Raw genomic sequence first — 25469 nt, forward strand, 5'->3', positions numbered from 1 at the left:
CTCCCCCACCCGGCGGAGCGGCCGGCCACGGTCCGGGGCCCGCCAGGTCGTCCCAGTCGCGGCCCTCCAGGGACTCGGCGGCCATGCGCCACACGGCCGCGTCGTCGGGGTCGTTGTGGTCGCCGGGGTCGCCGGGGTCGCCGCCGGTCGCGGCGGCCGACAGCAGCCTGGGCTCCCGCGCGCACAGCGCGGCGGAGTCGATGACCACCGCGTCGATCCGGTCGAGGCGGCGCAGCGCGGCCGGTTGCAGCACCACCGCACCGCGGCCGGCGAGGTCGTGCGCCAGCACCGCGGCGAACGCCTCCCGCCCGTAACGCGCCGCCTTGGGGACGGTCGCCAGCGGCAGGTCGCCCGCGCGGGCGGGGTCCCGGGCGCCCGCCAGGACCGCGCTCACGCCCAGCAGATTTCCCAGCTCCGTGCGATTGGCGGCCTTCTCCGCCGGGCCGTCCGGCAGTGGACACGGCCGCTCGGCGGGGGTACCGCACTCCTGCGGCTGCCGCCCGGCCACCGCGAGTTCCGGCTCACGACGCCGCCACGCCTCGCGGCGCGCCCCGATCTCGTAGAGCTTGAAGACCCGGTGGACGGCGTCGGCGGCCAGGGGCGGCACGCCCTGCCCAGCCCCGTTGACGGCCGCGCCGGCGAGTCCCAGCAGGGCGTCGGCACGTGTCCGGCCCAGCACGTGCTCCACGGCCGCCCGGAGGTGCGGCGCCGCGTCGGTCACCGACACGGCGGCCCGGACCGGGGTGGGCAACGGCGGAAGGACCAGCAGCCTGCCGGTCACGGCCGCCACGACCGCCGCGCAGTCCGCCGCGAGGACGGACGCCGCCGCGGCCCACGCCATGTCGTCATCGGGCCAGCGGGCGTGCGCGTCCTCGTCGAACGAGCCGGCCTGGTGCTCGTCCTCGACGTCCTCGATCGCGGCGATCAGGTCGGCGAGGGTCATGTCCTGTTCCTCGTATCCGACCAGGACGTGACCGGTGACCGCGTTGACCTCCGCCCAGTTCACCCCGTCCAGCCGCTCCAGCGCCCCTGTCAGCGCCTTCACGTACCGCCGGTGCGGCTGCCCGCCGCCCGACAGGCCGCTCGCCTGGATGTGCGCGCGTCCGCGGTGCGCCCACACGTGCCGTTCCGGCCCGCCCCCGGCCAGGGCCGCGAGCGCGCCGGCGGCCCTGGACACGCGCTGGACCCCTTCGTTCACCGCCTTGGGCGCCGGGACGTCGCGCAACCCGGCCTTCGCTCCCCGCACGGCCAGCGTCGATGCCGCGGCCGCCGCCGCGACCGGCGCGTTCAGCGCCGTCCTGGCCAGGGACGCCCCCGGAATCGCCACCGCCCCGTTCCCCCCTGCCCGCGGATGACCGGCCCACCGACCAGTTCCGGGTACCCGTGACTACTTTCCGTAAACAGGCCCGGACGGCGGCCGTTAGAGCGGGGCGGCGCCGGGTAGCAGCGCCAGATGACCACTCCTGAAGAGAACCAGCCGAAGACCGACGACACCGACCAGATCCTGATGAAGCCGGGCGGTGATCCGGACCGGGATCCGGATCAGGAACCCGCGTCACGGCCTGACGATCGCACGGAGCTCGGCGCCGAACTCGAAGACAGGCTGTCCGAGAAGGGCTTGTCGCGCGAGGACTTCACCGAGTCCTGAGGACGCGTCGCCCGCGACTCGCTCAGGCGGGCTTCGAAGGGGCCGCCAGACGAGGCCCGTGCCGCCGCCGGGACGGTCCCGCGTGGGCGCCGGCGCGGGACGTCCGGTCGCGGTGTCGGGGCAGGCCCGGCGGGTACCGTCCGGATCGGCACCTTCGAGCAGAGAGAAGATCCCATGACGGACCCGGGTGACGCCGAGCCGATCAAGGTGTTCCTGGTCGACGACCACGAGGTCGTGCGCCGCGGGGTGGCGGCGCTGCTGTCGGCCGAGTCCGGCATCGAGATCGCGGGCGAGGCCGGCGACGCCGAGCAGGCGCTGGCCCGCATCCCCGCCGCCCGGCCCGACGTGGCGGTCCTGGACGTCCGGCTTCCCGACGGCGACGGCGTCAGCGTCTGCCGCGAGCTGCGTTCCCGGATGCCGGACCTGGCGTGCCTGATGCTCACCTCCTACGACGACGAGGACGCCCACTTCGAGGCGGTGATGGCCGGGGCCGCCGGCTACGTCCTCAAGCAGGTCCGCGGATCGGACCTGGTGGGCGCCGTCCGTACCGTCGCCACCGGCCGGTCTCTGCTCGACCCCCGCTCGACCGCCCGCATGCTGCGGCGCCTGCGCGAACGGCAGGAGAGGAAGGACCCGCTCAAGGACCTGACCGACCAGGAACGCCACATCCTGGAACTCATCGGGGAGGGCCTGACGAACCGGCAGATCGGCGAACGCCTGTTCCTGGCCGAGAAGACCGTGAAGAACTACATCTCCAACCTGTTCTCCAAGCTCGGGATGAGCCGCCGCACCCAGGCCGCCGCCCTCGCCGCCCAGCTCAAGGCGGACGCCGCGAAGCCGAGAGGCCTGCGGGAGTGACGCCTTCCGGCGACCGGCCGTTAGCGCGGGCCGGTCCCGGGTAGTGGGCGGGCGAGCATCGGGAGGTAGGCCGCATGGACGCCGCAGCCGTGAGCGAGACGCACATCGGCGTCGTCTTCTTCGTCGGCGACCGGGCGTACAAGCTCAAGAAGCCGGTCGATCTGGGATTCCTCGACTTCAGCACGCGCGAGCTGCGCGAGAGGGCGTGCCGCGAGGAGGTGCGGCTCAACCGGCGCTTCGCCCCTGACGTCTACCTCGGGGTGTCCGACGTGCACGGGCCCGACGGCGAGGTCTGCGATCACCTGGTGGTGATGCGGCGGATGCCCGTGGAGCGGCGCCTGTCCACGCTGGTGGAGGCGGGGGAACCGGTCGAGGACGCGCTCCGCGGCACCGCCCGCACCCTGGCGGCCTGGCACGCCGAGGCGCCCCGCGGCCCCCGGGTCACCGCCCAGGGAACCCGCGACGCCCTCCGGGGACGCTGGAACGACAGCTTCGCCCAGGTGCGTCCCTTTCACGACCGCGCCATCGACGGGGCGGCCGCCACCGAGATCGAGGACCTCACCACGGCCTTCCTGGCCGGACGCGAGGCGCTGTTCGACGCCCGCATCGCCGAGGGCCGCGTGGTCGACGGCCACGGCGACCTCCTGACCGGCGACATCTTCTGCCTGGACGACGGCCCGCGCATCCTGGACTGCCTGGAGTTCGACGAGGAGCTGCGCAGCCTGGACGGGCTCGACGACGCCTCGTTCCTGGCGATGGACCTCGAACGGCTCGGCGCGCACGGCCTCGCCGAACGGTTCATCGGCTGGTACGGCGAGTTCGCCGACGACCCGGCGCCGCCCTCGCTCCGCCATCACTACGTCGCCTACAGGGCGTTCGTCCGGGCCAAGGTCGCCTGCCTGCGCTACGGGCAGGGCGTGCCGGAGGCGGCCGGGGAGGCGCGGTCGTACGCCGAGGTCGCGCTGCGCCATCTGCGCGCCGGTGAGGTCGACCTGATCCTGGTGGGCGGGCTCCCCGGCACGGGGAAGTCGACGGTCGCGGGCGCCCTCGCCGACCGGCTCGGCTGCTCGCTGCTCAGCAGCGACCGCGTCCGCAAGGAACTCGCGGGCCTCCCGCCCGAGGACTCCGCCGCCGCCCCCTACGGCACGGGCATCTACACACCGGAGTGGAGCAGGCGCACCTACCGCGAACTCGCCGACCGCGCCGCGAAGCTGCTCCGGCTCGGCGAGACGGTGATCCTGGACGCGTCGTGGTCCGCCAAGGAGGACCGGGACCTGCTCGCCGCGGTGGCCGAACGCGAGCACGCGCATCCGACGTCGCTGCGCTGCCAGGCCCCCGAGTCCGTCACCGCCGAACGCATGCGCGTCCGCGCCCGCTCGCGGGGCGCCTCCGACGCGGACGCCGGCATCGCCGCCGCCATGCGCGCCGAGGCCGCCCCCTGGCCCGAGTCCGCCGCGGTCGACACCGGCGGAACGCGGGAGAGCTCCGTCGAGCAGGCCCTCGCCGTCGTCCGGCCCGCCGGCGCCGAGCACGTCTGGCACCGCCGCCCGCTCCTTCCTCCCGGCTGAGGAGAAGGCACGCAGCCGGAGCATCGATCGACACGAGTGATCTCGGGTAAGCCCGCCTTGGCTGACGCGGAATGTTTGCGTTAACCGGTCGAGGGTGTCAAGGGCTGGGGAGGATGGAACGGCGTCCCTGCTTGCGGTTCGGGTGTCCGATTGCCGCCTCGCCGAGCCGGGCGTTCCCAGGTGTTGACGGGCGTGGTGATAACGCTAACAATCGGATGGCGTGTTGGGTCACGGTTGTGACGCGGCGCACACCGGCCCCTTGACATGGCGGTGTGACCGGTAACAGCCTGACCACCGACCACCCGCCACCCCGAGGTGATGACGTGAAGCGTAGGAAGCTCGTCAGCCTGGCGCTGGGCCTTGGGCTCACGCTCGGCATGACCGCGTGCGGATCGAGCGAGAAGTCCGTCGACAAGGAGAAGGCCGAGAACGCGTCGGCGAAGGGCGCGCTCGTCGGCGTCACGATGCCGACCCGCTCGTCCGAGCGCTGGATCCACGACGGCGACAACCTCAAGAAGCAGCTCGAACAACTCGGCTACAAGGTCGACCTCCAGTACGCCGAGAACGACATCCCCACCCAGGCCAACCAGATCGACAACCAGATCACCAAGGGCGCCCGGCTGCTGGTCATCGCGTCGATCGACGGGACCGCGATCACGACGCAGCTGCAGAAGGCCGCCGACAACGACATCCCGGTCATCGCCTACGACCGGCTGATCCGCAACTCCGAGAACGTCGACTACTACGCCACCTTCGACAACTACAAGGTCGGCGTGCAGCAGGCGACGTCGCTGCTGGTCGGGCTCGGCCTGAAGAAGGCGGACGGATCGGAGGGCACCGCGAAGGGGCCGTTCAACATCGAGCTGTTCGGCGGCTCGCCCGACGACAACAACGCGACGTTCTTCTACAACGGCGCGATGGACACCCTGAAGCCCCACATCGACGACAAGACCCTCGTCGTCAAGAGCGGCCAGACGGACTTCAAGACCATCGCGACGCTGCGCTGGGACCCGGGACGGGCACAGAAGCGCATGGAGGACCTCCTCACCCGCTCCTACAGCGGCGGGACGAAGATCCAGGGCGTCCTGTCCCCCTACGACGGCCTGTCGATCGGGATCCTCTCGGCGCTGAAGTCCAGCGGCTACGGGACGCCGGGGCAGCCGTACCCGGTCGTGACCGGCCAGGACGCGGAGGTCGCCTCGGTCAAGTCGATCATCGCGGGCGAGCAGTACTCGACGATCTACAAGGACACCCGCAAGCTCGCCTCGGTCACGGTGAAGATGGCCGACGCCGTGCTGAAGGGCGGCGAGCCCGCGGTCAACAACACCAAGGACTACGACAACGGCGTGAAGGTCGTGCCGTCCTACCTCCTGGACCCGGTGATCGTGAACAAGGACAACTACAAGGAGCACCTCATCGACACCGGCTACTACACCGACGACCAGCTGAAGTAGCGGGACCGGCCGAGATCTGCGCGCCGGGGGCGGGCGCCCGCCCTGCCGCACCACGTTTCCGCACCACGGGCGCCCGCCGACCCCGAGGAGGAGCATGACCGACGCGATACTGCGGATGCGCGGCATCACCAAGACCTTCCCCGCGGTGAAGGCGCTCCAGGACGTCAACCTGGAGGTCCGGCGCGGCGAGATCCACGCGATCTGCGGCGAGAACGGGGCCGGCAAGTCGACGCTGATGAAGGTGCTGTCCGGCGTCCACCCGCACGGCGACTACAGCGGGGACATCGAGTTCGAGGGCGAGCCATGCCGCTTCTCCGGCATCCGCGACAGCGAGCGGCGCGGCATCGTCATCATCCACCAGGAGCTGGCGCTCAGCCCGTACCTGTCGATCGCCGAGAACATGTACCTCGGCAACGAGCGCCGGGGACGGTTCGGGCTCATCGACTGGAACCGGACGAACGCCGACGCCACCCGGTTGCTGGAACGGGTGGGGCTGCGGGAGAACCCGGTGACGCCGGCGATGGACCTCGGCGTCGGCAAGCAGCAGCTCGTGGAGATCGCCAAGGCGCTGGCGAAGCGGGTGCGGCTGCTGATCCTGGACGAGCCGACCGCCGCGCTGAACGACGCCGACTCCGAGCACCTGCTCGACCTGCTGCGCGGGCTGCGCGACGAGGGCATCACCTGCGTGATCATCTCGCACAAGCTGAACGAGATCCGCGCGGTCGCCGACCGGACGACGATCCTGCGCGACGGCCGGACGATCGAGACGCTCGACATGCGCGGCGACGTGTCCGAGGACCGCCTCATCTCCGGCATGGTCGGCCGCGACCTGGACCACCGGTTCCCCTCCCGCGTCCCCGAGATCGGCGACGAGGTGCTGCGGATCGAGGACTGGACCGTCCACTCCCCCACCCAGCACGGGCGGCTGGTCGTGGACGGCGCGGCGCTGACGCTGCGCCGCGGCGAGATCGTCGGGCTGGCGGGCCTGATGGGCGCGGGCCGGACGGAACTGGCGATGAGCGTGTTCGGCCGCAGCTACGGCATCGGGATCAGCGGCCGGATCTACAAGAACGGCAGGGAGATCGCCGTCCGGACGGTCAGCGACGCGATCCGGCACGGGCTCGCCTACGCCACCGAGGACCGCAAGACCTACGGGCTGAACCTCATCGAGGACATCAAGCGCAACATCTCCGCGGCGGGGCTGCGCGGGCTCGCCACGGCGGGCTGGGTGGACGACAACCGCGAGTACGAGGTCGCCGAGCGGTACCGCAAGGAGATGAACATCAAGGCGCCGAGCGTGCTGACGCCGGCGGGCCAGCTGAGCGGCGGCAACCAGCAGAAGGTCGTCCTGTCGAAGTGGATGTTCACCGACGCCGACGTCCTGATCCTGGACGAGCCCACCCGCGGCATCGACGTCGGCGCCAAGTACGAGATCTATTCGATCATCAACCGGATGGCAGACCAGGGCCGGGCGGTGCTGGTGATCTCGTCCGAACTGCCGGAGCTGATCGGGATCTGCGACCGCGTGTACGCGATGGCGGCGGGCCGGATCACCGGCGAGGTGAGCCGCGCGGACGCGACGCCCGAGCGGCTGATGCAGCGCATGACGCAGACCGAGGAGAGCAGAGCATGAGCAGCGTCGCCCCGGCCGGCCAGGCCGTGACACCGCCGCCCGCCGAGCGGCCGAAGGCGGGCCGGACCCTGCCCGTCAACCTGCGGCAGAGCGGGATCTACATCGCGTTCGGCCTGATCGTCGCGCTGTTCGCGGTGCTCACCGACGGGCAGCTGCTGTCCCCGCAGAACATCTCCAACATCATCGTCCAGAACTCCTACATCCTGATTCTGGCGATCGGGATGATCCTGGTCATCATCGGCGGGCACATCGACCTGTCGGTCGGGTCGGTGGTGGCGGTGACGGGCGCGATCGCGGCCGTGCTGATGGTGAACCACAACGTGCCGTGGCCGGTGGCGATCACCCTGACGCTTCTGGCGGGAGCCGCGATCGGCGCGTGGCAGGGATACTGGATCGCCTACTTCGGGATCCCCGCGTTCATCGTGACGCTCGCCGGGATGCTGGTGTTCCGGGCGCTGACCCTGACGATCCTCGGGAACCAGGGCATCGGCCCGTTCCCGGACGAGGTGCGCACGATCGCGAACGGCTTCCTGTCCGGCTACCTCGGCAACATCGGGCTCGGGCCGCTCGGCGGCGCCGACCTGTTCACGCTGCTGGTCGCGCTGGTGCTGGTCGGCGGGTACGTCGCCTACGGGTGGCGCAACCGGCAGGGGCGCATCGGCTACGGGCAGAAGGTCGAGCCGTTCACCGTGTTCGTGCTGAAGAACGCGCTGGCCGTCGTCGTCGTGATGTTCATGGCCGTGCAGCTGGCGCGGTTCAAGAACATGCCGTGGGTGCTCGTCCTGCTGGGCGTGCTCGTCCTCGGCTCGACGCTGGTGATGAACCGGGCCGTGTTCGGCCGGCACGTCTACGCGCTCGGCGGGAACCTGCTCGCGGCCCAGCTGTCGGGCATCAAGGTCAAGTCGGTGTCGTTCTGGCTGTTCGTCAACATGGGCGTGCTGTCGGCCATCGCCGGGATCGTGTTCGCCGGGCGGCTCAACCAGGCGGGCCCGACCGCCGGGAACATGTTCGAGCTGGACGCGATCGCGGCGGCGTTCATCGGCGGCGCGGCCGTGCAGGGCGGTGTCGGAAAGGTGGTCGGCGCGATCACCGGCGGCCTGATCATGGGTGTGATCAACAACGGGATGTCGCTGCTCGGCGCGCCCAGCGAGCGGGTCATGCTGATCAAGGGGCTGGTGCTGCTGGCGGCGGTCGCGTTCGACATCTGGGCCAAGCGCCGCAGCGGGACGGCCCGCTGACCGGGTCCCCGGTGGTCCCGCTGCGCGCACGGCCGGCCCGGTATCTTCCGGAGTGACATGACCGCCACGCCACCACCGGGCCGGCCCGGCCTCCGCGACGTCGCCCGGCTCGCCGGTGTGTCCCACCAGACCGTGTCCCGGGTGTTCAAGAACCATCCGATGGTCAGCCCGGACACCCGGGACCGGGTGCTGGCCGCCGCGGCGCGGCTGGACTTCCGGCCGAACGCGGCGGCGCGGGCCCTGGCCACCGGCCGGTCCCGGACGCTCGGCGTCCTCAGCTTCGACACGGCGCTGTTCGGCCCGGCGTCGATCATCGCGGCGATCGAGCGGAACGCCCGCGCCGCCGGCTTCTTCACCAGCGTCGCCAGCCTGGAGTCGCCCGGCGGCGGCGCGGTCGCCGGGGCGGTGGACCGGTTCCGCGACCAGGGCGTGGACGGGATCATCATGATCCCGGGCCATGTCCCGGCGGACGAGGCGCTGCGGCATCTGCCGGACGACCTGCCGACCGTCCTGCTGGGGCCGGCGGCCGCCGTCGCGACCGTGTCGGCCGACCACTACCTGGCGCCCCGCGAGGCGACCCGGTACCTGCTGGGGCTCGGGCACCGGACCGTCCACCACCTGCCCGGCCCGGCCGACTGGTGGGAGGCGAACGAGCGCACCCGCGGCTGGCGGGACGCGCTCACCGAGGCGGGCGCGGACGTCCCGGACCGCGCGCCCGGCGACTGGAGCGCCCGGTCCGGCTACGAACGCGGCCGGCTCCTCGCCGCCGACCCCGGCGTCACGGCCGTGTTCGCGGCCAACGACCAGATCGCGCTCGGGCTGATCTGGGCGATCCACGAGGGCGGCCGCCGCGTCCCGGACGACGTCAGCGTCATCGGCTTCGACGACATCCCCGAGGCGGCGTTCCTCACCCCGCCGCTCACGACCGTCCGGCAGGACTTCGCCGCTCTCGGCCTGCACTGCGTCGACCTCCTGGTCGCGCAGCTCACCCGGGACGGCGCGCCGCCGGACGCGCCGCGGCCGGTGCCGAGCCGGCTGATCGTCCGCCGCAGCACCGCCCCCGCCGGCTGACCTTCCGGCCCGGCCGCGGCCGGCGGGTCAGCGGAGGGTGCGGAGGCGGTGCATGATCTTGCCATCGGCGAACGCGTCGTGGAGGGCGCGGTAGATCTCGTAGAGGGGGTCGTAGGCGTCGGCGCGACCCCGGTCGGGGACGTAGGCGGACGGGACGCGGCTGCCCATCGCGGCGGCGGCGGCCGTGACGTCGGGGTGGGCCCCGGCGGCGACGGCGGCGTGGATCGCGGCGCCGAGGGCCGGGCCACGGGACGAGCCGGTCAGTGACAGCGGGCGGCGCAGGACGTCGGCGTAGACCTGCATGAGGAAGGTGTTCTTCGTCAGGCCGCCCGCGACGACGAGTTCCTCGACGGGGACGCCCGACGCCTCGAACGTCTCCACGATCACGCGGGTACCGAACGCGGTGGCCTCGATGAGGGCGCGGTAGACGTCCTCGGGCCGGGTGGCGAGGGTCTGCCCGACGATCAGGCCGGACAGGTCGTGGTCGACCAGGACCGACCGGTTGCCGCTGTGCCAGTCGAGCGCGACGAGCCCGTGCCGTCCGACCGGCTGTTCCCGGGCGAGTGCGGTCAGATGCTCGTGGACGGTCAGCCCGGCGGAGGCGGCGGCCTGGTGGTAGCGGGCGGGGACGCAGTTGTCGACGAACCAGGCGAAGATGTCGCCCACGCCGGACTGGCCTGCCTCGTAGCCCCACAGGCCGGGGACGATGCCGTCCGCGACGACGCCGCACATGCCGGGAACCTCGGCGAGCCGGTCCGACGACATGACGTGGCAGGTGGACGTGCCCATGATCGCGACCATCTGGCCGGGGCGGACCGCGTCGGCCGCGGCGGCGGTGACGTGGGCGTCGACGTTCCCGACGGCGACCGCGATGCCCTCGGGGAGACCCGTCCAGGCGGCGGCCCGCGCGGTGAGGGTTCCGGCGAGGCCGCCGAGCGGCGCCAGATCGTGGCCGAGCTTGCCGGGAAAGTCCGCGAAGTCGGGGTGGAGGGCGGTGAGGAACTCTCGGGACGGGTACCCGCCGTTCTGGTGGATGCCCTTGTAGCCGGCCGTGCAGATGTTGCGCGACTCGCGGCCGGTGAGCTGCCAGACGATCCAGTCGGCGGCCTCGATCCAGCGTTCGGCCCGGTCGTAGAGGTCGCGGTCCTGTTCCAGGAGCTGCAGGGCCTTGGCGAACTCCCATTCCGAGGAGATCCTGCCGCCGTAGCGGCGCAGCCACGGCTCGCCGCGCTCGGCGGCCAGGGCGTTGATCCGGTCGGCCTGCGGCTGGGCGGCGTGGTGTTTCCAGAGTTTCGGCCAGGCGTGCGGCCTGTCCGGGTGGAGGTCGGACAGCGGCGTCCCGTCGGCGGTCGCCGGCAGCACCGTGCACGCGGTGAAGTCCGTGCCGATGCCGATGACCCGGGACGCCGGGACGCCGGCGGCCGCCAGCGCCGCCGGCACGGCGGAGCGGAGCACGTCCAGCCAGTCCCGGGGCGCCTGGAGGGCCCAGTCGGGATCGAGGCGGACGCCGGACGGCAGCGTCTCGTCGATCACTCCGTGGTCGTACTCGTGGACGCCCTCGCCGACCTCCGCGCCGTCACGGACGCGGACGAGCACCGCCCGCCCGGACAGCGTGCCGAAGTCGACGCCGACGACGTACCGTTCGTCCGCGCTCACAGGCTCCTCCTCGTCCCCGTCGTCGTCGTCCCCATCACAGGCCCCCCATTACAGGCCCCCGGCCAGGCGGTAGTACGCCTGGTTCCAGTGGATCTCCTTCGTGAACTGCCGGAGCGTGGTGCCCGCGCCGATCGTGAGCAGCTCCACCCCGGCCATCTCCGCGAGATCGTCCAGTTCCTCCGCCGTGAGCGCGGCGGTCAGGACGGTGTGGTGCGGCGCCCCGGCGGTCAGCCACGCCTCGGTGGACGTGCGCAGGTCGGGCAGCGGGCGCCACACGGCGCGGGCGACCGGCAGCATCGGCAGCGGCTCCGGCGGCGCGACCACCTCGATCTCGCCCGCGACCAGGCGGAACCGGTCGCCCATGTCGGCGAGCCCGGCCACGACGGCGGGACCGGGCGCGGCGTCGAACACCAGCCGCACCGGGTCCTCGCGCCCGCCGATGCCCAGCGGATGGATCTCCAGCGACGGGCGCCCGGCGGCGATCGACGGGCAGACCTCCAGCATGTGCGCGCCGAGGATCAGCTCGTTGCCGGGTTCCAGATGGTAGGTGTAGTCCTCCATGAACGAGGTCCCGCCGGGCAGGCCGGCGGACGCGGCCTTGAGCGTGCGCAGCAGCGCCGCGGTCTTCCAGTCGCCCTCGCCGCCGAAGCCGTAGCCGTCGGCCATGAGCCGCTGGACCGCGAGGCCGGGGAGCTGCCGCAGCCCGCCGAGGTCCTGGAAGTTCGTCGTGAACGCCTTGAAGCCGCCGTCGTCGAGGAACGTCCGCAGGCCGAGCTCGATCCGCGCGCCGTAGCGGAGCGAGTCGTGGCGTTCGCCGCCGGGCCGCAGCTCCGGGGCGATGTCGTAGCGGTCCTCGTACTCCTTGACCAGCTCGGTGACGTCCTCGCCGGGCACGGCGTCCACGACGCCGGCCAGGTCGTTCACGCCGTAGGTGTTGACGGAGACGCCGAAGCGGAGCTGCGCCTCGACCTTGTCGCCCTCGGTGACGGCGACGTCCCGCATGTTGTCGCCGAACCGCGCCAGCCTCAGCCGCCGCAGTTCGTGGAGGCCCGCCGCCGCCCGCGCCCACGCGGACACGCGCGCCGCGACCGAGGGGTCGGTGACGTGCCCGGCGACGGTCTTGCGGGCGACGCCGATCCGCGACTGGACGTAGCCGAACTCGCGGTCGCCGTGCGCGGCCTGGTTGAGGTTCATGAAGTCCATGTCGATCGAGTGCCAGGGCAGCTCGACGTTCGCCTGCGTGTGCAGGTGGAGCAGCGGCTTGGTGAGCGCGTCCAGCCCGGCGATCCACATCTTCGCCGGGGAGAAGGTGTGCATCCAGGCGATCAGGCCGAGGCAGGAGTCGTCGGCGTTCGCGTCGAGGCAGGTCCTGCGGATCGCGTCCGCGGTGGTGAGGACGGGCAGCCATTTCACGGTGACCGGCAGCGCCTCTCCGAGCCGCGCCGCGATCGCCGCGGACTGCCCGGCGACCTGCCGCAGGGTGTCCTCGCCGTACAGGGCCTGGCTGCCGGTGAGGAACCAGATCTCGCGGTCCGCAAGGCTCATGGCCGGCTCCCCTGCCCGTAGACGTTCTGGTAGCGGTCGTACAGCCGGTCGATGTCGCGGGCGTCCATCGGCAGCGGTTCGCCGAGCTGGCGCGACAGGTGGACGGTCCTGGCGGCGTCCTCGCACATCACCGCCGCCTTGACCGCGGCGCGGGCGGTGGCGCCGATCGTGAAGACGCCGTGGTTGCGCATCAGCACGGCGGGGCTGCGGTGCCCGCCGAGGGTCTCGACGATGCCGCGGCCGATGTCGTCGCCGCCGATGAGCGCGAACGGGCCGACGGGGATCTCGCCGCCGAACTCGTCCGCCATCGCGGTCAGCACGCACGGGATCGGCTCGTCGCGGGCCGCCCACGCGGTCGCGTAGGCCGAGTGGGTGTGCACGACGCCGCCGACGTCCGGGCGGTGCCGGTACACGTAGGCGTGGGCGAACACGTCGCTGGACGGCTTGAGCGGCGATTCACCGGCCGGCTCGCCCTCCAGGTCGCACAGCACCATCGAGTCGGGGGTGAGCCGGTCGTAGGGGACTCCGCTCGGTTTGATCAGGAAGGCGTCGTCGCCGGCGCGCGCGGACACGTTCCCGGCGGTCCACACGACCAGCCCGGCCTCGACGAGGGTCTGGTGCAGGACGGTCAGCTCCGTGCGGAGCGCCGCGATCCCGCCGGTCGGCTCTGGCATCTCGGCTCCGTTCTGATAGCGCTAACATCATCTGGCGTGACGAAGGCGGGTTCGCGGACTGGACGTGGCTAGCCCCCTCGGGGGACCCCCGTGCTCTCCCGGACGACGAGTTCCGGTTCGACGACCCGGCGCGGCCCGGCCGCCGGGGCGCCGCCGAGCCGGTCGAGCAGCAGGTCGAAGGCCCGCCGCCCCACCTCCGCGAAGTTCTGCCGGACGGTGGTGAGCGGCGGCGGGTAGTAGGCGGCCTCGGGGACGTCGTCGAAGCCGACGACGCTGATGTCGCCGGGCACGTCCCGCCCGGCCTCGCGCAGGGCGCGCAGCAGGCCGAGCGCCATCGCGTCGTTGGCGGCGAAGACGGCGGTGACCCCGGGGTCGGCGGCGATCTGCCGGCCGTACTCGTAGCCGGACCGGGCGCTCCAGTCGCCGGCGGGCGGCGCGGCGGCCTCCCGTCCCGCCGACTCCAGCGCGGCGCGCCAGCCGTCGACCCGCCCGCCGGCGTCCACCCAGTCGGCCGGGCCGGCCAGGTGCAGGACGGTCTCGTGGCCGAGGCTGAGCAGGTGCCGGACGGCGCGCTCGGCGCCCGCCCGGTGGTCGACCGCGACGGCGGGGAACGGCAGGTCCGCGCCCGCGCCGACCGCGACGAGCGGGGTGTCGGGCGGCAGTTCCCGCAGCCCCTCGGCCGCCGACTCGTGCGGCGCCACGACCATGATCCCGTCCACCGACTGGCCGCGCAGCCGCTCCACGCCCTCGGCGATCGTGCGGCGGTTCAGGGCGCTCAGGCTGACGATGCTGACGGTGTAGTCGTGCTCGCGGGCGGCCTGCTCGATGCTGAACAGCGTCGAGGCCGGCCCGTACAGCGTGGTGTCGAAGCCGACCACGCCGAGGACCCCGGACCTGCCGGTGGCCAGCACGCGCGCCGCCGTGTTGGGCCGGTAGTCCAGGGCCCGCACCGCGGCCATCACCCGGGCGCGGGTCTGCGGCCGGACCTTCTCGGGGGCGTTCAGGACGCGCGACACGGTCATCGCCGACACACCGGCCATCGCGGCCACGTCCTCCATCACCGCCAACCGCCGTGCGTCGGGCGTCGCCGGTGATTCGGCGGCCACATCGCCTCCCCGCGCCGTCGCTCGTTACGACGAATGTTTGCGCTAACCAGCCCGGATGTCAACACCCGCCCCGCCCGGCCGGGCACCAGGGCAGTAATCTCGCGCTTACGACCCCCGAGCGAGGAGCTTCCGATGGGCGAACTGACCGCCATGGAGACCGTGCAGGCCGCCGACGAGACCATTCACGAGGTCGGATCGAAGTGGATGCTCAACCCGGCGACGTGGGAACACGGGAAGAAGCACGGGTACGACAATCCGTTCGCGCACTACTTCGCCGGACGGTGCGGCGTGATGGGCGACGTCGACGCCGGGGTCGTGACGGCCGCGATGGGCTGGTTCGAGCCGGCGCTCGTCCGGGCCATGTGGGACGAGGGCGTCGCGGTCGCCGGGGCGGCCGAGGCCGCGCGGCGGTACATGCTCGCGGGCACGGACTGGGGCCGGGAGCACGTCCCGGACGACCCGCGCCTCTGCGAACTGGCCGAGCGCGTCGTGCAGGCGGTCGAGGGGTCGGCGCTGCCGCTGTTCTGCGGGTGGCGCGCCGAACCCCTCCCGGAGAGCGGGCCGGGCCGCCTGACCCAGGTGTTCCACGTCATGCGGGAATGGCGCGGCGGGCTCCACCTCGTCGCGACGACCGCGGTCGGGCTCTCGCCGCTGGAGGCCGTCCTGGTCGCGGACGGCCCGGACAAGGCGCGCTTCTCCGGCTGGCAGGGCGACCTCCCCGAGTTCGACCACCTCAAGCCCCGGCACGCGGAGGCCGAGGAGATCACCGACCGCCTCGCCGCCGCCGTGTACGAGCGGGCGCTGTCCCCGTCCGAGCGCGCCGAGTTCGCGACCCGCGTCCGGGAGGTGGGGACGGCCGTCCTCGCCTGAGCCGCTCCCCACGCCGGACGGCCGGCTTGTCGGGCGGGAACAAGAGCCGCGACGAGATTGTGCAAATGGACGACTGTCGCCGGGAGAACGACAGGTCCATTGTTGCCCCGTAACCGATCCCGTCCGGAAGGAGCCGGTGATGGGGCGACGACCACCCCTCTCCCTCGTTCGCGTCCCGTCGCGGCGGCCAGGCGCGTTCCCCATGGTCGCCGTCTCGGTCCTGGCCGCGTCCGCGCTGGCCGCCGGCGCGGCGGCGGCCATGCCGGTGAGCGCGCGCGAGGCCGGCCGGACCGAGGCGCCCGTCGCGTCCGGCTCGCCCGTCACCGAGGTCAGCGAGTCGGTGGTGCGGGTCAGGGTGCCGCTGCCCGACTCGGCCGGACCGCGCCCTGAGGCGTGCGACTGGCTGTCCTACCTGCGGTTCCGGCACGAGGACGGGCCGGCGGAGTCGGCGGACGCGGACAGGATCCTCGTCGCGCAGCCCGGGATCCTGGAGGGGGCGGGCGCCTTCGACAGCGTCGCGCGGAACACGGTCGCGGCGGCGGCCGCGAGCGGAGCGCACATCGAGTTCTGGGCGCTCGACCGGCGTTCGAACTGCCTGGAGGACGGCACCGGCGTCCGGGCCGGGCTGGAGCACGAGGACGTCCACCTCGCGGTCGACTACTACTACCGGCAGAAAGAGATCGACGGCCGGAAGTTCGCCGGTTACCAGACCAACGACCAGGTGAGATGGCTGCAGAACGTCGGGCTGGAGCAGACGGTCCGCGACCAGTACGACCTGATGGCCGCCGAGCTTCCGGACCAGCGGGCGCGCAAGGAGAAGATGCTCTGCGGCGGCCATTCCCTCGGCGGCGTCCTGACGGCGTACTTCGCCGAATGGGACTTCGACGGGAACCGCGCCACCACGGACGACGCCGGATACAACCAGTGCTCCGGATACTTCGCCCTCGACACCCGGATCGAGAAGGGCCTGCCGGGGCTGGGCGGGCAGGTCCCCGTAGAATGGATACCGCTCCTGCAGTTCGGCGCGGGCGCCGTGCAGGCGGGTTTCGACACGGGGATCATCCCGCGCGCGCTGTCGGCTCCGGCGGTGGTCAACACCGAGACGATGAACCTGCTGGCGATCGCCGGCCTGGCGGCCAACATCGCCCCAGAGGGGCAGTCCGACCTGGCGACCTACATCCCGTCAAGCTTCAACCAGGACATGACCTACCGGCTGCTGTTCTCCAAGGACTATCCGACGTTCGTCAAGGGCTCCCCGACGGTCAAGGACTTCAGGTTCACCAACGCGGCGGCGCTCGGCGGGCTGCTGGACGACCACTCCCAGCCTCTCGCGTTCATGCAGGCCAGCGTCGGCTTCTGGGACGGCGGGAAGATCGTCGACAAGGAGTTCCCGGCACCGAACAACCTGGAGGAACTCGGGCTCGGCGGCCTCACCCGCCTCCTCGGCACGGAGAAGAAGGCGATCCCGGACGAGCCGGGCGGCCCCCTGTTCACATGGCGGAACTACGACCGTGTCGGCGCGCCCGACGACCCGGTCCACAAGTCCAAGGACGGCACCCCGTTCACCGCCGCGGGCAAGGAGGTCACCGACATCGCCGAGCTGGCCCGCAGCCTGTCGGAGCACCCGCTCGACTTCACCGAGCACTACTTCCCCACGAGGATGGTCGCCGACATCGCGCTGGCGGGTGCGCCCGGCATCGCGGACGGCGCCGTCCACGAGGGCGGCATCGCCGCCAACCCGGTCATCAACCTGCAGGCGGGCGACGGTCTCGGGGCCGGCGACCCGCAGCCCGGCGACGTCATCGCTCCCGGCTACCAGCACATCGACGTGCTGACCGCGTCCGCCGTCCAGAACGACGGGGAACCGGAGCCGATCTCGACCAATCTGGCGGCCTTCGCGATCAGGTGAACCGGCGTGTTTTACGGATCAAGGGCCGGGTAGGTGGATGCCGCGCCAAGGTGAAGGGCGGTGTGACATGGGCGTTCGCAGTTGGATCGGGTCATGGCCCGTCTACCGCCAGTTCACCGGCGACGATCCGCTGGGCCGTGGAGCGGCCGCCAAGAGTGCGGGCACCGAGCGGCTCGAAGCGAGGGTGAGCACCGCCGACAAGGTCGTCAAGTCGGTCTGCCCGTACTGCGCGGTCGGCTGCGGGCAGGACGTGTACGTCCAGGACGGCAAGGTCACCCAGATCGAGGGCGACCCGGATTCACCGGTCAGCCGGGGGCGGCTGTGCCCGAAGGGCTCGGCCAGCCTCCAGCTGACCACCGGGTCCGCCCGCGAGCACCAGGTGCTCTACAGGCGCCCGCACGGCACCGGATGGGAGCGCCTCGACCTCTCGGCGGCGATGGAGATGATCGCCGACCGGGTCATCGAGGCGCGCCGCCGGGGCTGGCAGTGGGAGACCGAGGACGGGCTGCGGGTGCGGCGGACGCTGGGCATCGCGAGCCTCGGCGGCGCCACGCTCGACAACGAGGAGAACTACCTGATCAAGAAGCTGTTCACCGCGCTCGGCGCGGTGCAGATCGAGAATCAGGCGCGCATTTGACACTCCTCCACCGTTCCCAGTCTGGGAACCTCGTTCGGACGCGGCGGCGCGACCACCTTCCAGCAGGACCTGCAGAATTCTGACTGCATCGTCATCCAGGGCTCGAACATGGCCGAGTGCCATCCGGTCGGGTTCCAGTGGGTGATGGAGGCGAAGGCCCGCGGCGCGAAGCTGATCCACGTCGATCCGCGGTTCACGCGGACGAGCGCGCTCGCGGACGCCCATGTCCCGCTGCGCGCGGGCAGTGACATCGCGTTCCTCGGCGGGATCGTCAACTACGTCCTGCAGAACGAGAAGTACTTCCGCGACTACGTCGTGCCGTACACCAACGCGTCGGTGATCCTGACGGAGGAGTTCCGCGACACCGAGGACCTCGACGGTGTGTTCTCCGGCCTGAACCCGGAGAGCCGCAGCTACGACCACACCAAGTGGCAGTACGAGGGCATGCACGTCCAGGCGGCGTCGGGCCAGCGGGACATGGCGTACGAAAGCCTCGTCAGGGGCGAGGAGGGACGCGGCGAGGCGCACGGCTCCGGCGGCCCGGCGATCGGCGAGGGCCACCCGGAGCGGGATCCGACGCTGCGGCATCCGCGGTGCGTGTTCCAGGTCCTCAAGCGGCACTACTCGCGGTACACGCCGGAGATGGTGGAGCGGATCTGCGGCGTCCCGCGCGACCAGTTCCTCCGGGTCTGCGAGATGCTGACCGAGAACTCGGGCCGGGACCGGACGTCGGCGTTCGTCTACGCGGTGGGCTGGACGCAGCACACCGTCGGCGTCCAGTACATCCGGACGGCGTCGATCCTGCAGAGCCTGCTCGGCAACATCGGGCGGCCCGGCGGCGGGATCCTGGCGCTGCGCGGGCACGCGTCCATCCAGGGCTCGACGGACATCCCCACACTGTTCAACCTGCTGCCGGGCTACATCCCGATGCCGCACGCGCACGCCGACCAGGGACTGGACGCCTTCATCCAGGGAGAGTCGGCGCGCAAGGGCTTCTGGGGCGAGATGCGCTCCTACATGGTGAGCCTGATGAAGTCGTACTGGGGCGACGCGGCGACGGCCGGCAACGAGTACTGCTTCGACTACCTGCCGCGGCTGACCGGCTCGCACAGCACCTACGAGACGTCGATGGCGCAGATCGACGGGACGTGCAAGGGCTACTTCCTGATGGGCGAGAACCCGGCGGTCGGGTCCGCGAACGCCAAGATCCAGCGGCTCGGGATGGCGAACCTCGACTGGCTCGTCGTCCGCGACTTCTCGCAGATCGAGTCGGCGACCTGGTGGAAGGACGGCCCGGAGATCGAGTCGGGCGAGATGCGGACCGAGGACATCGGCACCGAGGTGTTCTTCCTGCCCGCCGCCACGCACACCGAGAAGGACGGCAGCTTCACCAACACCCAGCGGATGCTGCAGTGGCACCACCAGGCGGTGGAGCCCGCCGGGGACGCGCGCAGCGACCTGTGGTTCATGTACCACCTGGGGCGGATCATCCGGGAGAAGCTGGCCGGCTCGACCGACGAGATGGACCGCCCGGTCCTGGACCTGACGTGGGACTACCCGACGAAGGGCGAACTCGGCGAACCGGACGCCGAGGCCGTCCTCGGCGAGATCAACGGGTACGACGCCGACGGGAACCCGCTGTCGTCGTACACGCAGCTGAAGGACGACGGGTCCACCTCGTGCGGCTGCTGGATCTACTGCGGCTGCTACGCCGGCGGCGTCAACCAGACCGCGCGCCGCAAGCCGGGCGGCGACCAGCACTGGGTCGCGCCGGAGTGGGGCTGGGCGTGGCCGATGAACCGCCGCATCATCTACAACCGGGCGTCCGCCGACGTGGAGGGCAACCCGTGGAGCGACCGCAAGGCGCTCGTGTGGTGGGACGCCGAGCAGGGCAGATGGACGGGCCACGACGTCCCGGACTTCATCGCCGACCGCCCGCCGGACCACAAGCCGCCACGGGACGCGACCGGCCCGGACGCGCTCGCCGGCGACGACCCGTTCATCATGCAGGCGGACGGCAAGGCGTGGCTGTACGTCCCGGCCGGGCTGACGGACGGGCCGCTGCCGACGCACTACGAGCCGCAGGAGTCGCCGTTCACGAACCCGCTGTACAAGCAGCAGCGCAACCCCGTCCGGCACCTGATGCCGCCGCATCCCGACAACCGGTACGCGCCGAGCGGCGCGGCGCCGGGCGCGGAGGTGTACCCGTACGTGGCGACGACGTACCGGCTGACCGAGCACCACACGGCGGGCGGCATGTCGCGGTGGCAGCCCTATCTCGCCGAGCTGCAACCGGAGTTCTTCTGCGAGGTGTCGCCGGAGCTGGCGGCCCGGCAGGGGCTGGAGCACGGCGGCTGGGCGACGATCGTCAGCCCGCGCGCCGTGGTGGAGGCGCGGGTCATGGTGACCGAGCGGATGCAGCCCCTCACCGTGGACGGCCGGACCCTCCACCAGATCGGTCTCCCGTACCACTGGGGCCCGAACGGCTACAGCGTCGGTGACGCGGCGAACGAGCTGCTGCACCTCTCCCTGGACCCGAACACGCACATCCAGGAGGCGAAGGCACTGGCCGTCGACATCGTGCCGGGCCGCCGCCCGCGCGGCCCGGGTGCGCCGGCGCTGGTCCGCAGGTACCGCGACCGCGCCGGCATCACGGACGAGACGGGAACGGAGATCTAGCGGAGGAGGACCGGGTGGTCGGCGGCGGGGATCAGCTCGCCGATGACGGGGGCGCCGGGGATCTCGCCGGCGATCAGGAGGCCGCCGGACGTCTGGGCGTCGGCGAGCAGCAGCCGCTCCTGTTCGCCCGTCCCGCCGAAGTCGGTGTGCGGGGCGGCCCAGTCGAGGTTGCGGCGGGTGCCGCCGCTCACGTACCCGGCGCGCAGGGACTCGCGGGCGCCGTCCAGGTAGGGGACGGCGGCGGCGTCGATCACGGCCGTGACACCGGAGGCGCGGGCCATCTTGTAGAGGTGGCCGAGAAGGCCGAAGCCGGTCACGTCGGTCGCGCAGACCGCCCCGGCGTCCAGGGCGGCGGCGGACGCGGCGGCGTTCAGCTCGACCATGGTCGCGACGGCGTGCTCGAAGACCTCGCCGGTCGACTTGTGGCGGTTGTTCAGGATCCCGATGCCGAGCGGCTTGGTGAGCGTGAGCGGCACGCCGGGCTTGCCGGTGTCGTTGCGGAGGAGGCGGGCGGGGTCGGCGACCCCGGTGACGGCCATGCCGTACTTGGGCTCCGGGTCGTCCACGCTGTGGCCGCCGCCGACGTGGCAGCCCGCCTGCGCCGCGACGTCCAGGCCGCCGCGCAGCACCTCCCGCGCCAGTTCGAAGGGCAGGACGTCGCGGGGCCAGGCGAGCAGGTTCACCGCGACGAGGGGACGGCCGCCGACCGCGTAGACGTCCGACAGCGCGTTCGCGGCGGCGATGCGTCCCCAGTCGTAGGGGTCGTCGACGACGGGGGTGAAGAAGTCGGCGGTGGCGACGGCGGCCAGGCCGTCCGGGGAGCCGGGGACGCGGACGACCGCCGCGTCGTCGCCGGTGTCCAGGCCGACGATCAGCTCCCCGTTCGGGGACTCGGGCGCCGCGTTCAGGCCCGCGACGACGGCCTCCAGTTCGCCGGGCGGGATCTTGCAGGCGCAGCCTCCGCCGTGCGCGTACCCGGTCAGCCTCTTGCTCGTCGCGGCTTGCGTCATGTCGTCCTTTCGGTGCAGCGGCGCCTCATGTCGTCCACCCGGACGGTGTAGCCCGCCTCGTCCAGGTGCTCCAGGAGCGGGACGGCGACGCGCCGGGTGGTGCCGAGCGCGCGGCGCGCCTCGCTCATCGTGAACGCGCCGCCGAGCTCGGCGAGCAGCTCCGCGGCGCGGGCGTCGTCGCCGGGCAGCAGGACGATCCCGTCGCCGACCCGGAGGAGCGCGCCGGCCTTGGCGGCGGCGGCGAGCAGCTTGGGGGTGAGGCCGAGTTCGGTGAGCCGTTTCGCCTCGGGTGCCAGGAACGGGGTCTCGGTCAGGTCCCGGCGGACGGCGTCCACCGCCGCCCGGACGTCCGCGGGCAGTTCGGGGGCGGTCACCCGGCCGTAGATCCGGCCGTCGCGCTGCCGCAGCCCGGCGGCGAGCGCCTCCACGAGCGCCCGGTCGGGCAGGCCGAGGATACGGCGGGCGGCGTCGGCGGGGAGGCCGGGGTCGGCCGGGTCGGCGGCGGCGTGCTCCTCGACGGCCGCGACGAGGCGGTCGCGGAGGTCGTCCCAGTGGCCGGGGTCGGCGACCCAGTCCCCGGCGACGGGTTCGCCCGGGACGGGGACGCCCATCGCGACCAGGTCGGCCCGCGTGATCAGGCCGCGGCGGCGCAGCTCGTCCGCGCCGTCCGGGCGTCCGGTCAGCGAGGCCAGCTCGCGCGCCCGGACGGCCGCCGCACCCCGCCTGGTGAACGGCTCGGGGCGGACGTCGAGCACCGTGACCCCGGCCGGGACGCGGTGCCGCCCGGGGTCGCGCAGCAGCGCGACGTCGCCGACCCGCAGCGGCAGGGGCCGCCGCAGCGCGAGGCGTGCGGTGTCGTCGCCGAGCGGGCGGGCATGCACCGGGACCGCCGCGGATCCCGCGTGGAGGACCAGCTCGCGCGGCAGGTCCCGTGCGGGGTCGCCGCGCAGCCGCACGTCGACGACGCCGGTGGTCAGCCAGCGTCCCGGAGTCAGGAGGGCGTCGCCCCGGCCGATGCCGTCCGGTCCGCCGTGCAGGTTGACGGCGACGCGGGCGACGGCGCCCACCTCGTCGCGGGGCTCCTTGAGGCTTTCCAGCCCGCGCACGCGGGCGGCGCCGCCGCCGATGGCGAGGCGGTCGCCGGCGCGGATCGTCCCGGCGCCGAGGGTCCCGGTCACGACGGTGCCCCTGCCCCGGACGGTGAAGACCCGGTCGACCCAGAGCCGGACGTCGGCGTCCTCGTCGGGACGCGGGAGCGAGCCGGCGAGCCGCTCCAGCCCGGCGCGCAGCGCGTCCATGCCGTCGCCCGTCGAACCGCTGACCATGAACGGCTCGACGCCGCCGAGCGAGGTGGCCTCGATGCGGGCGAGCGCCTCGTCCCGCACCCTGCCCGCCGCCGCCTCGCCGGTGAGGTCGCAGCGGGTCACGGCGAGCAGGCCGTGCCGTACGCCGAGCGCGTCCACGACCGCCAGGTGCTCCTCGGACTGCCGCTGCCAGCCCTGGTCCGCCGCGACCACGAACATGACGGCCGGGACGGGCCCCACACCCGCCAGCATCGTCGCGACCAGGCGTTCGTGGCCGGGGACGTCCACGAAGGCGATCCGCCCGCCGCCGGGCAGCGTGGTCCAGGCGAAGCCCAGCTCGATGGTCAGGCCGCGCCGCCGCTCCTCCTCCAGCCGGTCGGGTTCCATCCCGGTGAGGGCGCGGACGAGCGTGGACTTGCCGTGGTCCACGTGACCGGCGGTCGCGACGACGTGCATCATGACGCGGCCGCCCGGACGGCCCCGGCGATCGCGCCGTCCCGGTCCGGCGGCACCGCGCGCAGGTCGAGCAGGCAGCGCCCGTCCTCGACGCGTCCCATCACGGCCGGTGTCCCCTGCCGCAGCCGCGCCGCGTACGCGTCCGGCACCGACACCGCCGCGCTGGGCAGCACGACGCCGGGCGCGCCGCCGCCCCCGACCGCCGCCTCGGTCCCGACGGCCACCGCGTCCACCCCCTCGTCCCGCAGTCGCGCGGCGAGCCGTTCGGCCCGTTCGCGCAGCGCCGCCTCGTCCGCGTGCAGGGCCTCGCCCGTCGGAGGTCGCGGGCCGCGGACGGTGGCCTCCAGCGCGGCGAGCGTCATCTTGTCCACCCGCAACGCGCGCGCCAGCGGATGGCGGGCGAGCCGCCGCACCGGTTCCTCCTGCCCGAGGACGAGCCCGCACTGCGGCCCGCCGAGCAGCTTGTCGCCGCTGGCCGTGACCAGGTGGGCGCCCGCCTTGAGCATGGACGCCGCGTCGGGCTCGTCCGGCAGGAGCGGCTCGTGCGCGAGCAGCCCGGAGCCGATGTCGGCGACGACCGGGACGCCGAGCCCGGTCAGCTCCGCGACGTCGGCGCCCTGCGTGAAGCCGGTCACGCGGAAGTTCGAGGGATGCACCTTCAGGATGAAGCCGGTCTCGTCCCCGACGGCCGCCGCGTAGTCGTCCGGCGTGGTGCGGTTCGTGGTGCCGACCTCCCGCAGCCGCGCGCCCGTCGCCGCCAGCAGCTCGGGGATGCGGAAGCCGTCCCCGATCTCGACCATCTCGCCGCGGCTGACGATGATCTCCCGGTCCCCCGCGAGCGCGGTCGCGGCCAGCACGAGCGCGGCCGCGCCGTTGTTGACGACGTGCGCCGCCTCCGCCTGCGGTACCCGCTCCAGCAGCGCCGCCAGCACCGACCGCCCGCGCCGCGCCCTGCGGCCCGTCTCCAGGTCGAGTTCCACGTCCGTCGCGCCCGAGGCGACGGCGACGGCGTCCCGCGCGGCGTCCGACAGCGGCGCCCGTCCAAGGTTGGTGTGCAGCAGGACGCCGGTCGCGTTGATCACGGGGCGCAGCCCGGACGCGGTCGCCGGAAGCGACTCCACCGCCGCGTCCGCCACCGCCTCCGGCGGGATCTCCCCCGCCCTGGCCCGCCGCTGCGCCGCGACGACGGCCGCCTTCACCACCCCGCGGCCGAGCCGTCCCGCCGCCTCGCCGAGCCGGGGGTCGGCGAGCAGGACGTCGGTCCGCGCTATCCGCCGCCGCCCGTCCGCGGCGGGCACCGTTTCATGATCCATCGGCCGACCTCCGCTGCGCCGGTACCCCCAGCATGGCACGCGAAACGGCCCGCCTCCGCGCGCTGACACGCCCCCTTCACCGTCGGGCTGATGTCTGATATGCATGAGTCATGCATGAAAGGCTGGCGAACCTGCTCGGCGCCGCGTCGCTGGCGGTGACCGACCTCGTCCTGGACGCGGCGACCGGATCCGGGCGGGTGAGCGCGAGCGGGGCGGCTGCGCTGATCGTCCTTTCGGACGCGCCGGAACTGGGCGTGACCGAGCTGGGCCGGCGCGTCGGGCTGACCCAGTCCGCCGCCGCGCGGATGGTGGACGGCCTGCAGACCGCCGGCCTGGCCGAGCGCCGGGGCCGGGAGGGGCGCGCCGTCCACGTGCGGCTCACGCCCGCGGGCGAGGACACGGTGCGGGACATGCTGACGGCGCGCGGGGCGCCGCTGGCCGGGGTGCTGTCCGTCCTGGACGAGGACGAGCGCGAGACGTTCACCCTCCTCCTGGCCAAGCTGCTGGCCCGCCTGTACGAGGAGATCGGCGACGCGGAGGTGATGTGCCGGCTGTGCGACCGCCGGTGCTGCACCGACGGTGCGGTGTGCCCGGTCGGCCAGGCCGAGCGTGACGCGGGAGCCGCATGACCGGTGTATCGCTCGCACTGGCGTCGGCGCTCCTCTACGGCGTCGCCGACGTCTGGGGCGGCCTGCTGTCGCGGCGGGCGGACTTCCGGGCCGTCGCGCTCCTCGGGCAGGCCGGCGGGCTGGTGTGCGCGGTGGCCGCCGCAATGGCGGTCCCCGCGACCGGCGTGACCACCGCCGACCTCGGGTGGGGCGCGTTGTCGGGGGTGGGGAC

19 protein-coding genes and 1 pseudogene are annotated in these 25469 nt (G+C 73.0%); 12 read left to right on the forward strand and 8 right to left on the reverse strand.

Annotated elements, in window-relative coordinates; translation table 11 throughout:
* A partial coding sequence (locus E1285_RS27210) for a heavy-metal-associated domain-containing protein (RefSeq protein ID WP_132156967.1) occupies window positions 1–1327 on the reverse strand: 1327 nt, incomplete at its 3' end.
* Between the two features lie 126 nt (window positions 1328–1453).
* Here E1285_RS27210 and E1285_RS27215 point away from each other — a divergent pair.
* From E1285_RS27215 to E1285_RS27245, 7 genes are all read left to right on the forward strand, one after another.
* Entirely contained in the window at window positions 1454–1648 is a 195-nt protein-coding gene (locus E1285_RS27215) for a hypothetical protein (protein WP_132156969.1), read from the forward strand.
* Window positions 1649–1822: 174 nt separating this feature from the next.
* Window positions 1823–2506 (forward strand): response regulator transcription factor, encoded by a 684-nt coding sequence (locus E1285_RS27220; protein ID WP_132156971.1) that lies wholly within the window; start codon window positions 1823–1825, stop codon window positions 2504–2506.
* A 74-nt stretch (window positions 2507–2580) separates the two neighbouring features.
* Window positions 2581–4074, forward strand: a complete 1494-nt coding sequence (locus E1285_RS27225; protein ID WP_132156973.1) for a bifunctional aminoglycoside phosphotransferase/ATP-binding protein — start codon at window positions 2581–2583, stop codon at window positions 4072–4074.
* A gap of 323 nt (window positions 4075–4397) precedes the next feature.
* Window positions 4398–5528, forward strand: coding sequence for a multiple monosaccharide ABC transporter substrate-binding protein (gene chvE, locus E1285_RS27230; RefSeq protein ID WP_243723083.1), 1131 nt, complete (start codon window positions 4398–4400; stop codon window positions 5526–5528).
* Window positions 5529–5622: 94 nt separating this feature from the next.
* The gene (gene mmsA, locus E1285_RS27235; protein WP_132156975.1) at window positions 5623–7161 is read left to right on the forward strand and encodes a multiple monosaccharide ABC transporter ATP-binding protein; all 1539 of its coding nucleotides are present in this window, start codon (window positions 5623–5625) and stop codon (window positions 7159–7161) included.
* On the forward strand, window positions 7158–8399 hold the full coding sequence (gene mmsB, locus E1285_RS27240; protein WP_132156977.1) for a multiple monosaccharide ABC transporter permease: 1242 nt from the start codon (window positions 7158–7160) through the stop codon (window positions 8397–8399). The genes mmsA and mmsB overlap by 4 nt, the downstream gene beginning before the upstream one ends.
* Before the next feature lie 57 nt (window positions 8400–8456).
* The gene (locus E1285_RS27245) at window positions 8457–9470 is read left to right on the forward strand and encodes a LacI family DNA-binding transcriptional regulator (RefSeq protein ID WP_132156979.1); all 1014 of its coding nucleotides are present in this window, start codon (window positions 8457–8459) and stop codon (window positions 9468–9470) included.
* Window positions 9471–9497: 27 nt separating this feature from the next.
* Here the strand turns inward: E1285_RS27245 and araB are convergent, their stop codons facing one another.
* The 4 genes from araB to E1285_RS27265 form a co-directional block, all read right to left on the reverse strand.
* Window positions 9498–11126, reverse strand: coding sequence for a ribulokinase (gene araB / locus E1285_RS27250; protein WP_132156981.1), 1629 nt, complete (start codon window positions 11124–11126; stop codon window positions 9498–9500).
* A 48-nt stretch (window positions 11127–11174) separates the two neighbouring features.
* Window positions 11175–12671 (reverse strand): L-arabinose isomerase, encoded by a 1497-nt coding sequence (gene araA, locus E1285_RS27255; protein WP_132156983.1) that lies wholly within the window; start codon window positions 12669–12671, stop codon window positions 11175–11177.
* On the reverse strand, window positions 12668–13345 hold the full coding sequence (locus E1285_RS27260) for an L-ribulose-5-phosphate 4-epimerase (RefSeq protein ID WP_132156985.1): 678 nt from the start codon (window positions 13343–13345) through the stop codon (window positions 12668–12670). The genes araA and E1285_RS27260 overlap by 4 nt, the downstream gene beginning before the upstream one ends.
* A gap of 68 nt (window positions 13346–13413) precedes the next feature.
* Complete coding sequence (locus E1285_RS27265) at window positions 13414–14451, reverse strand: LacI family DNA-binding transcriptional regulator (RefSeq protein WP_347814105.1); 1038 nt, start codon at window positions 14449–14451, stop codon at window positions 13414–13416.
* A 132-nt stretch (window positions 14452–14583) separates the two neighbouring features.
* Between E1285_RS27265 and E1285_RS27270 the strand changes: the two genes are divergently transcribed.
* The 3 genes from E1285_RS27270 to fdh all read left to right on the forward strand — a co-directional run bounded on the left by E1285_RS27270 (window position 14584) and on the right by fdh (window position 20546).
* A complete protein-coding gene (locus E1285_RS27270) occupies window positions 14584–15321 on the forward strand; it encodes an evbL (protein WP_132156987.1) in 738 nt (245 codons plus the stop codon).
* Between the two features lie 139 nt (window positions 15322–15460).
* Window positions 15461–17230, forward strand: a complete 1770-nt coding sequence (locus E1285_RS27275; protein ID WP_243723084.1) for a hypothetical protein — start codon at window positions 15461–15463, stop codon at window positions 17228–17230.
* A gap of 67 nt (window positions 17231–17297) precedes the next feature.
* The gene (fdh, locus tag E1285_RS27285; RefSeq protein ID WP_207946848.1) at window positions 17298–20546 is read left to right on the forward strand and encodes a formate dehydrogenase; all 3249 of its coding nucleotides are present in this window, start codon (window positions 17298–17300) and stop codon (window positions 20544–20546) included.
* On the opposite strand, the gene selD is transcribed toward fdh, so the two are convergent.
* From selD to selA, 3 genes are read right to left on the reverse strand one after another with little or no spacing between them, the layout of a single operon-like run.
* Entirely contained in the window at window positions 20543–21556 is a 1014-nt protein-coding gene (gene selD / locus E1285_RS27290) for a selenide, water dikinase SelD (protein WP_132156993.1), read from the reverse strand. The genes fdh and selD overlap by 4 nt on opposite strands.
* Complete coding sequence (locus E1285_RS27295) at window positions 21553–23319, reverse strand: selenocysteine-specific translation elongation factor (protein WP_243723085.1); 1767 nt, start codon at window positions 23317–23319, stop codon at window positions 21553–21555. The genes selD and E1285_RS27295 overlap by 4 nt, the downstream gene beginning before the upstream one ends.
* Window positions 23316–24629, reverse strand: a complete 1314-nt coding sequence (gene selA, locus E1285_RS27300; RefSeq protein ID WP_132156995.1) for an L-seryl-tRNA(Sec) selenium transferase — start codon at window positions 24627–24629, stop codon at window positions 23316–23318. Before selA ends, E1285_RS27295 begins: the two co-directional genes overlap by 4 nt.
* A gap of 110 nt (window positions 24630–24739) precedes the next feature.
* Here selA and E1285_RS27305 point away from each other — a divergent pair, with 110 nt between their 5' ends.
* Both E1285_RS27305 and E1285_RS27310 read left to right on the forward strand, forming a co-directional pair.
* Window positions 24740–25258, forward strand: coding sequence for a MarR family transcriptional regulator (locus E1285_RS27305; RefSeq protein WP_132156997.1), 519 nt, complete (start codon window positions 24740–24742; stop codon window positions 25256–25258).
* Window positions 25255–25469 (forward strand): annotated as a pseudogene (locus E1285_RS27310) (EamA/RhaT family transporter); the annotation flags it as partial. The gene E1285_RS27305 and the pseudogene E1285_RS27310, both read left to right, overlap by 4 nt.

The organism is Actinomadura sp. 7K507 (genome assembly GCF_004348425.1).
GTDB lineage: Bacteria > Actinomycetota > Actinomycetes > Streptosporangiales > Streptosporangiaceae > Spirillospora.

What these genes read in the sequence shown, in the direction of transcription:
- E1285_RS27215 (WP_132156969.1), top strand. Translation starts at nt 1,454, where the DNA reads ATGACCACTCCTGAAGAGAACCAGCCGAAGACCGACGACACCGACCAG.
- E1285_RS27220 (WP_132156971.1), top strand. Translation starts at nt 1,823, where the DNA reads ATGACGGACCCGGGTGACGCCGAGCCGATCAAGGTGTTCCTGGTCGAC.
- E1285_RS27225 (WP_132156973.1), top strand. Translation starts at nt 2,581, where the DNA reads ATGGACGCCGCAGCCGTGAGCGAGACGCACATCGGCGTCGTCTTCTTC.
- mmsA (WP_132156975.1), top strand. Translation starts at nt 5,623, where the DNA reads ATGACCGACGCGATACTGCGGATGCGCGGCATCACCAAGACCTTCCCC.
- mmsB (WP_132156977.1), top strand. Translation starts at nt 7,158, where the DNA reads ATGAGCAGCGTCGCCCCGGCCGGCCAGGCCGTGACACCGCCGCCCGCC.
- E1285_RS27245 (WP_132156979.1), top strand. Translation starts at nt 8,457, where the DNA reads ATGACCGCCACGCCACCACCGGGCCGGCCCGGCCTCCGCGACGTCGCC.
- araA (WP_132156983.1), bottom strand. Translation starts at nt 12,671, where the DNA reads ATGAGCCTTGCGGACCGCGAGATCTGGTTCCTCACCGGCAGCCAGGCC.
- E1285_RS27260 (WP_132156985.1), bottom strand. Translation starts at nt 13,345, where the DNA reads ATGCCAGAGCCGACCGGCGGGATCGCGGCGCTCCGCACGGAGCTGACC.
- E1285_RS27270 (WP_132156987.1), top strand. Translation starts at nt 14,584, where the DNA reads ATGGGCGAACTGACCGCCATGGAGACCGTGCAGGCCGCCGACGAGACC.
- E1285_RS27275 (WP_243723084.1), top strand. Translation starts at nt 15,461, where the DNA reads ATGGGGCGACGACCACCCCTCTCCCTCGTTCGCGTCCCGTCGCGGCGG.
- selD (WP_132156993.1), bottom strand. Translation starts at nt 21,556, where the DNA reads ATGACGCAAGCCGCGACGAGCAAGAGGCTGACCGGGTACGCGCACGGC.
- E1285_RS27295 (WP_243723085.1), bottom strand. Translation starts at nt 23,319, where the DNA reads ATGATGCACGTCGTCGCGACCGCCGGTCACGTGGACCACGGCAAGTCC.
- selA (WP_132156995.1), bottom strand. Translation starts at nt 24,629, where the DNA reads ATGGATCATGAAACGGTGCCCGCCGCGGACGGGCGGCGGCGGATAGCG.
- E1285_RS27305 (WP_132156997.1), top strand. Translation starts at nt 24,740, where the DNA reads ATGCATGAAAGGCTGGCGAACCTGCTCGGCGCCGCGTCGCTGGCGGTG.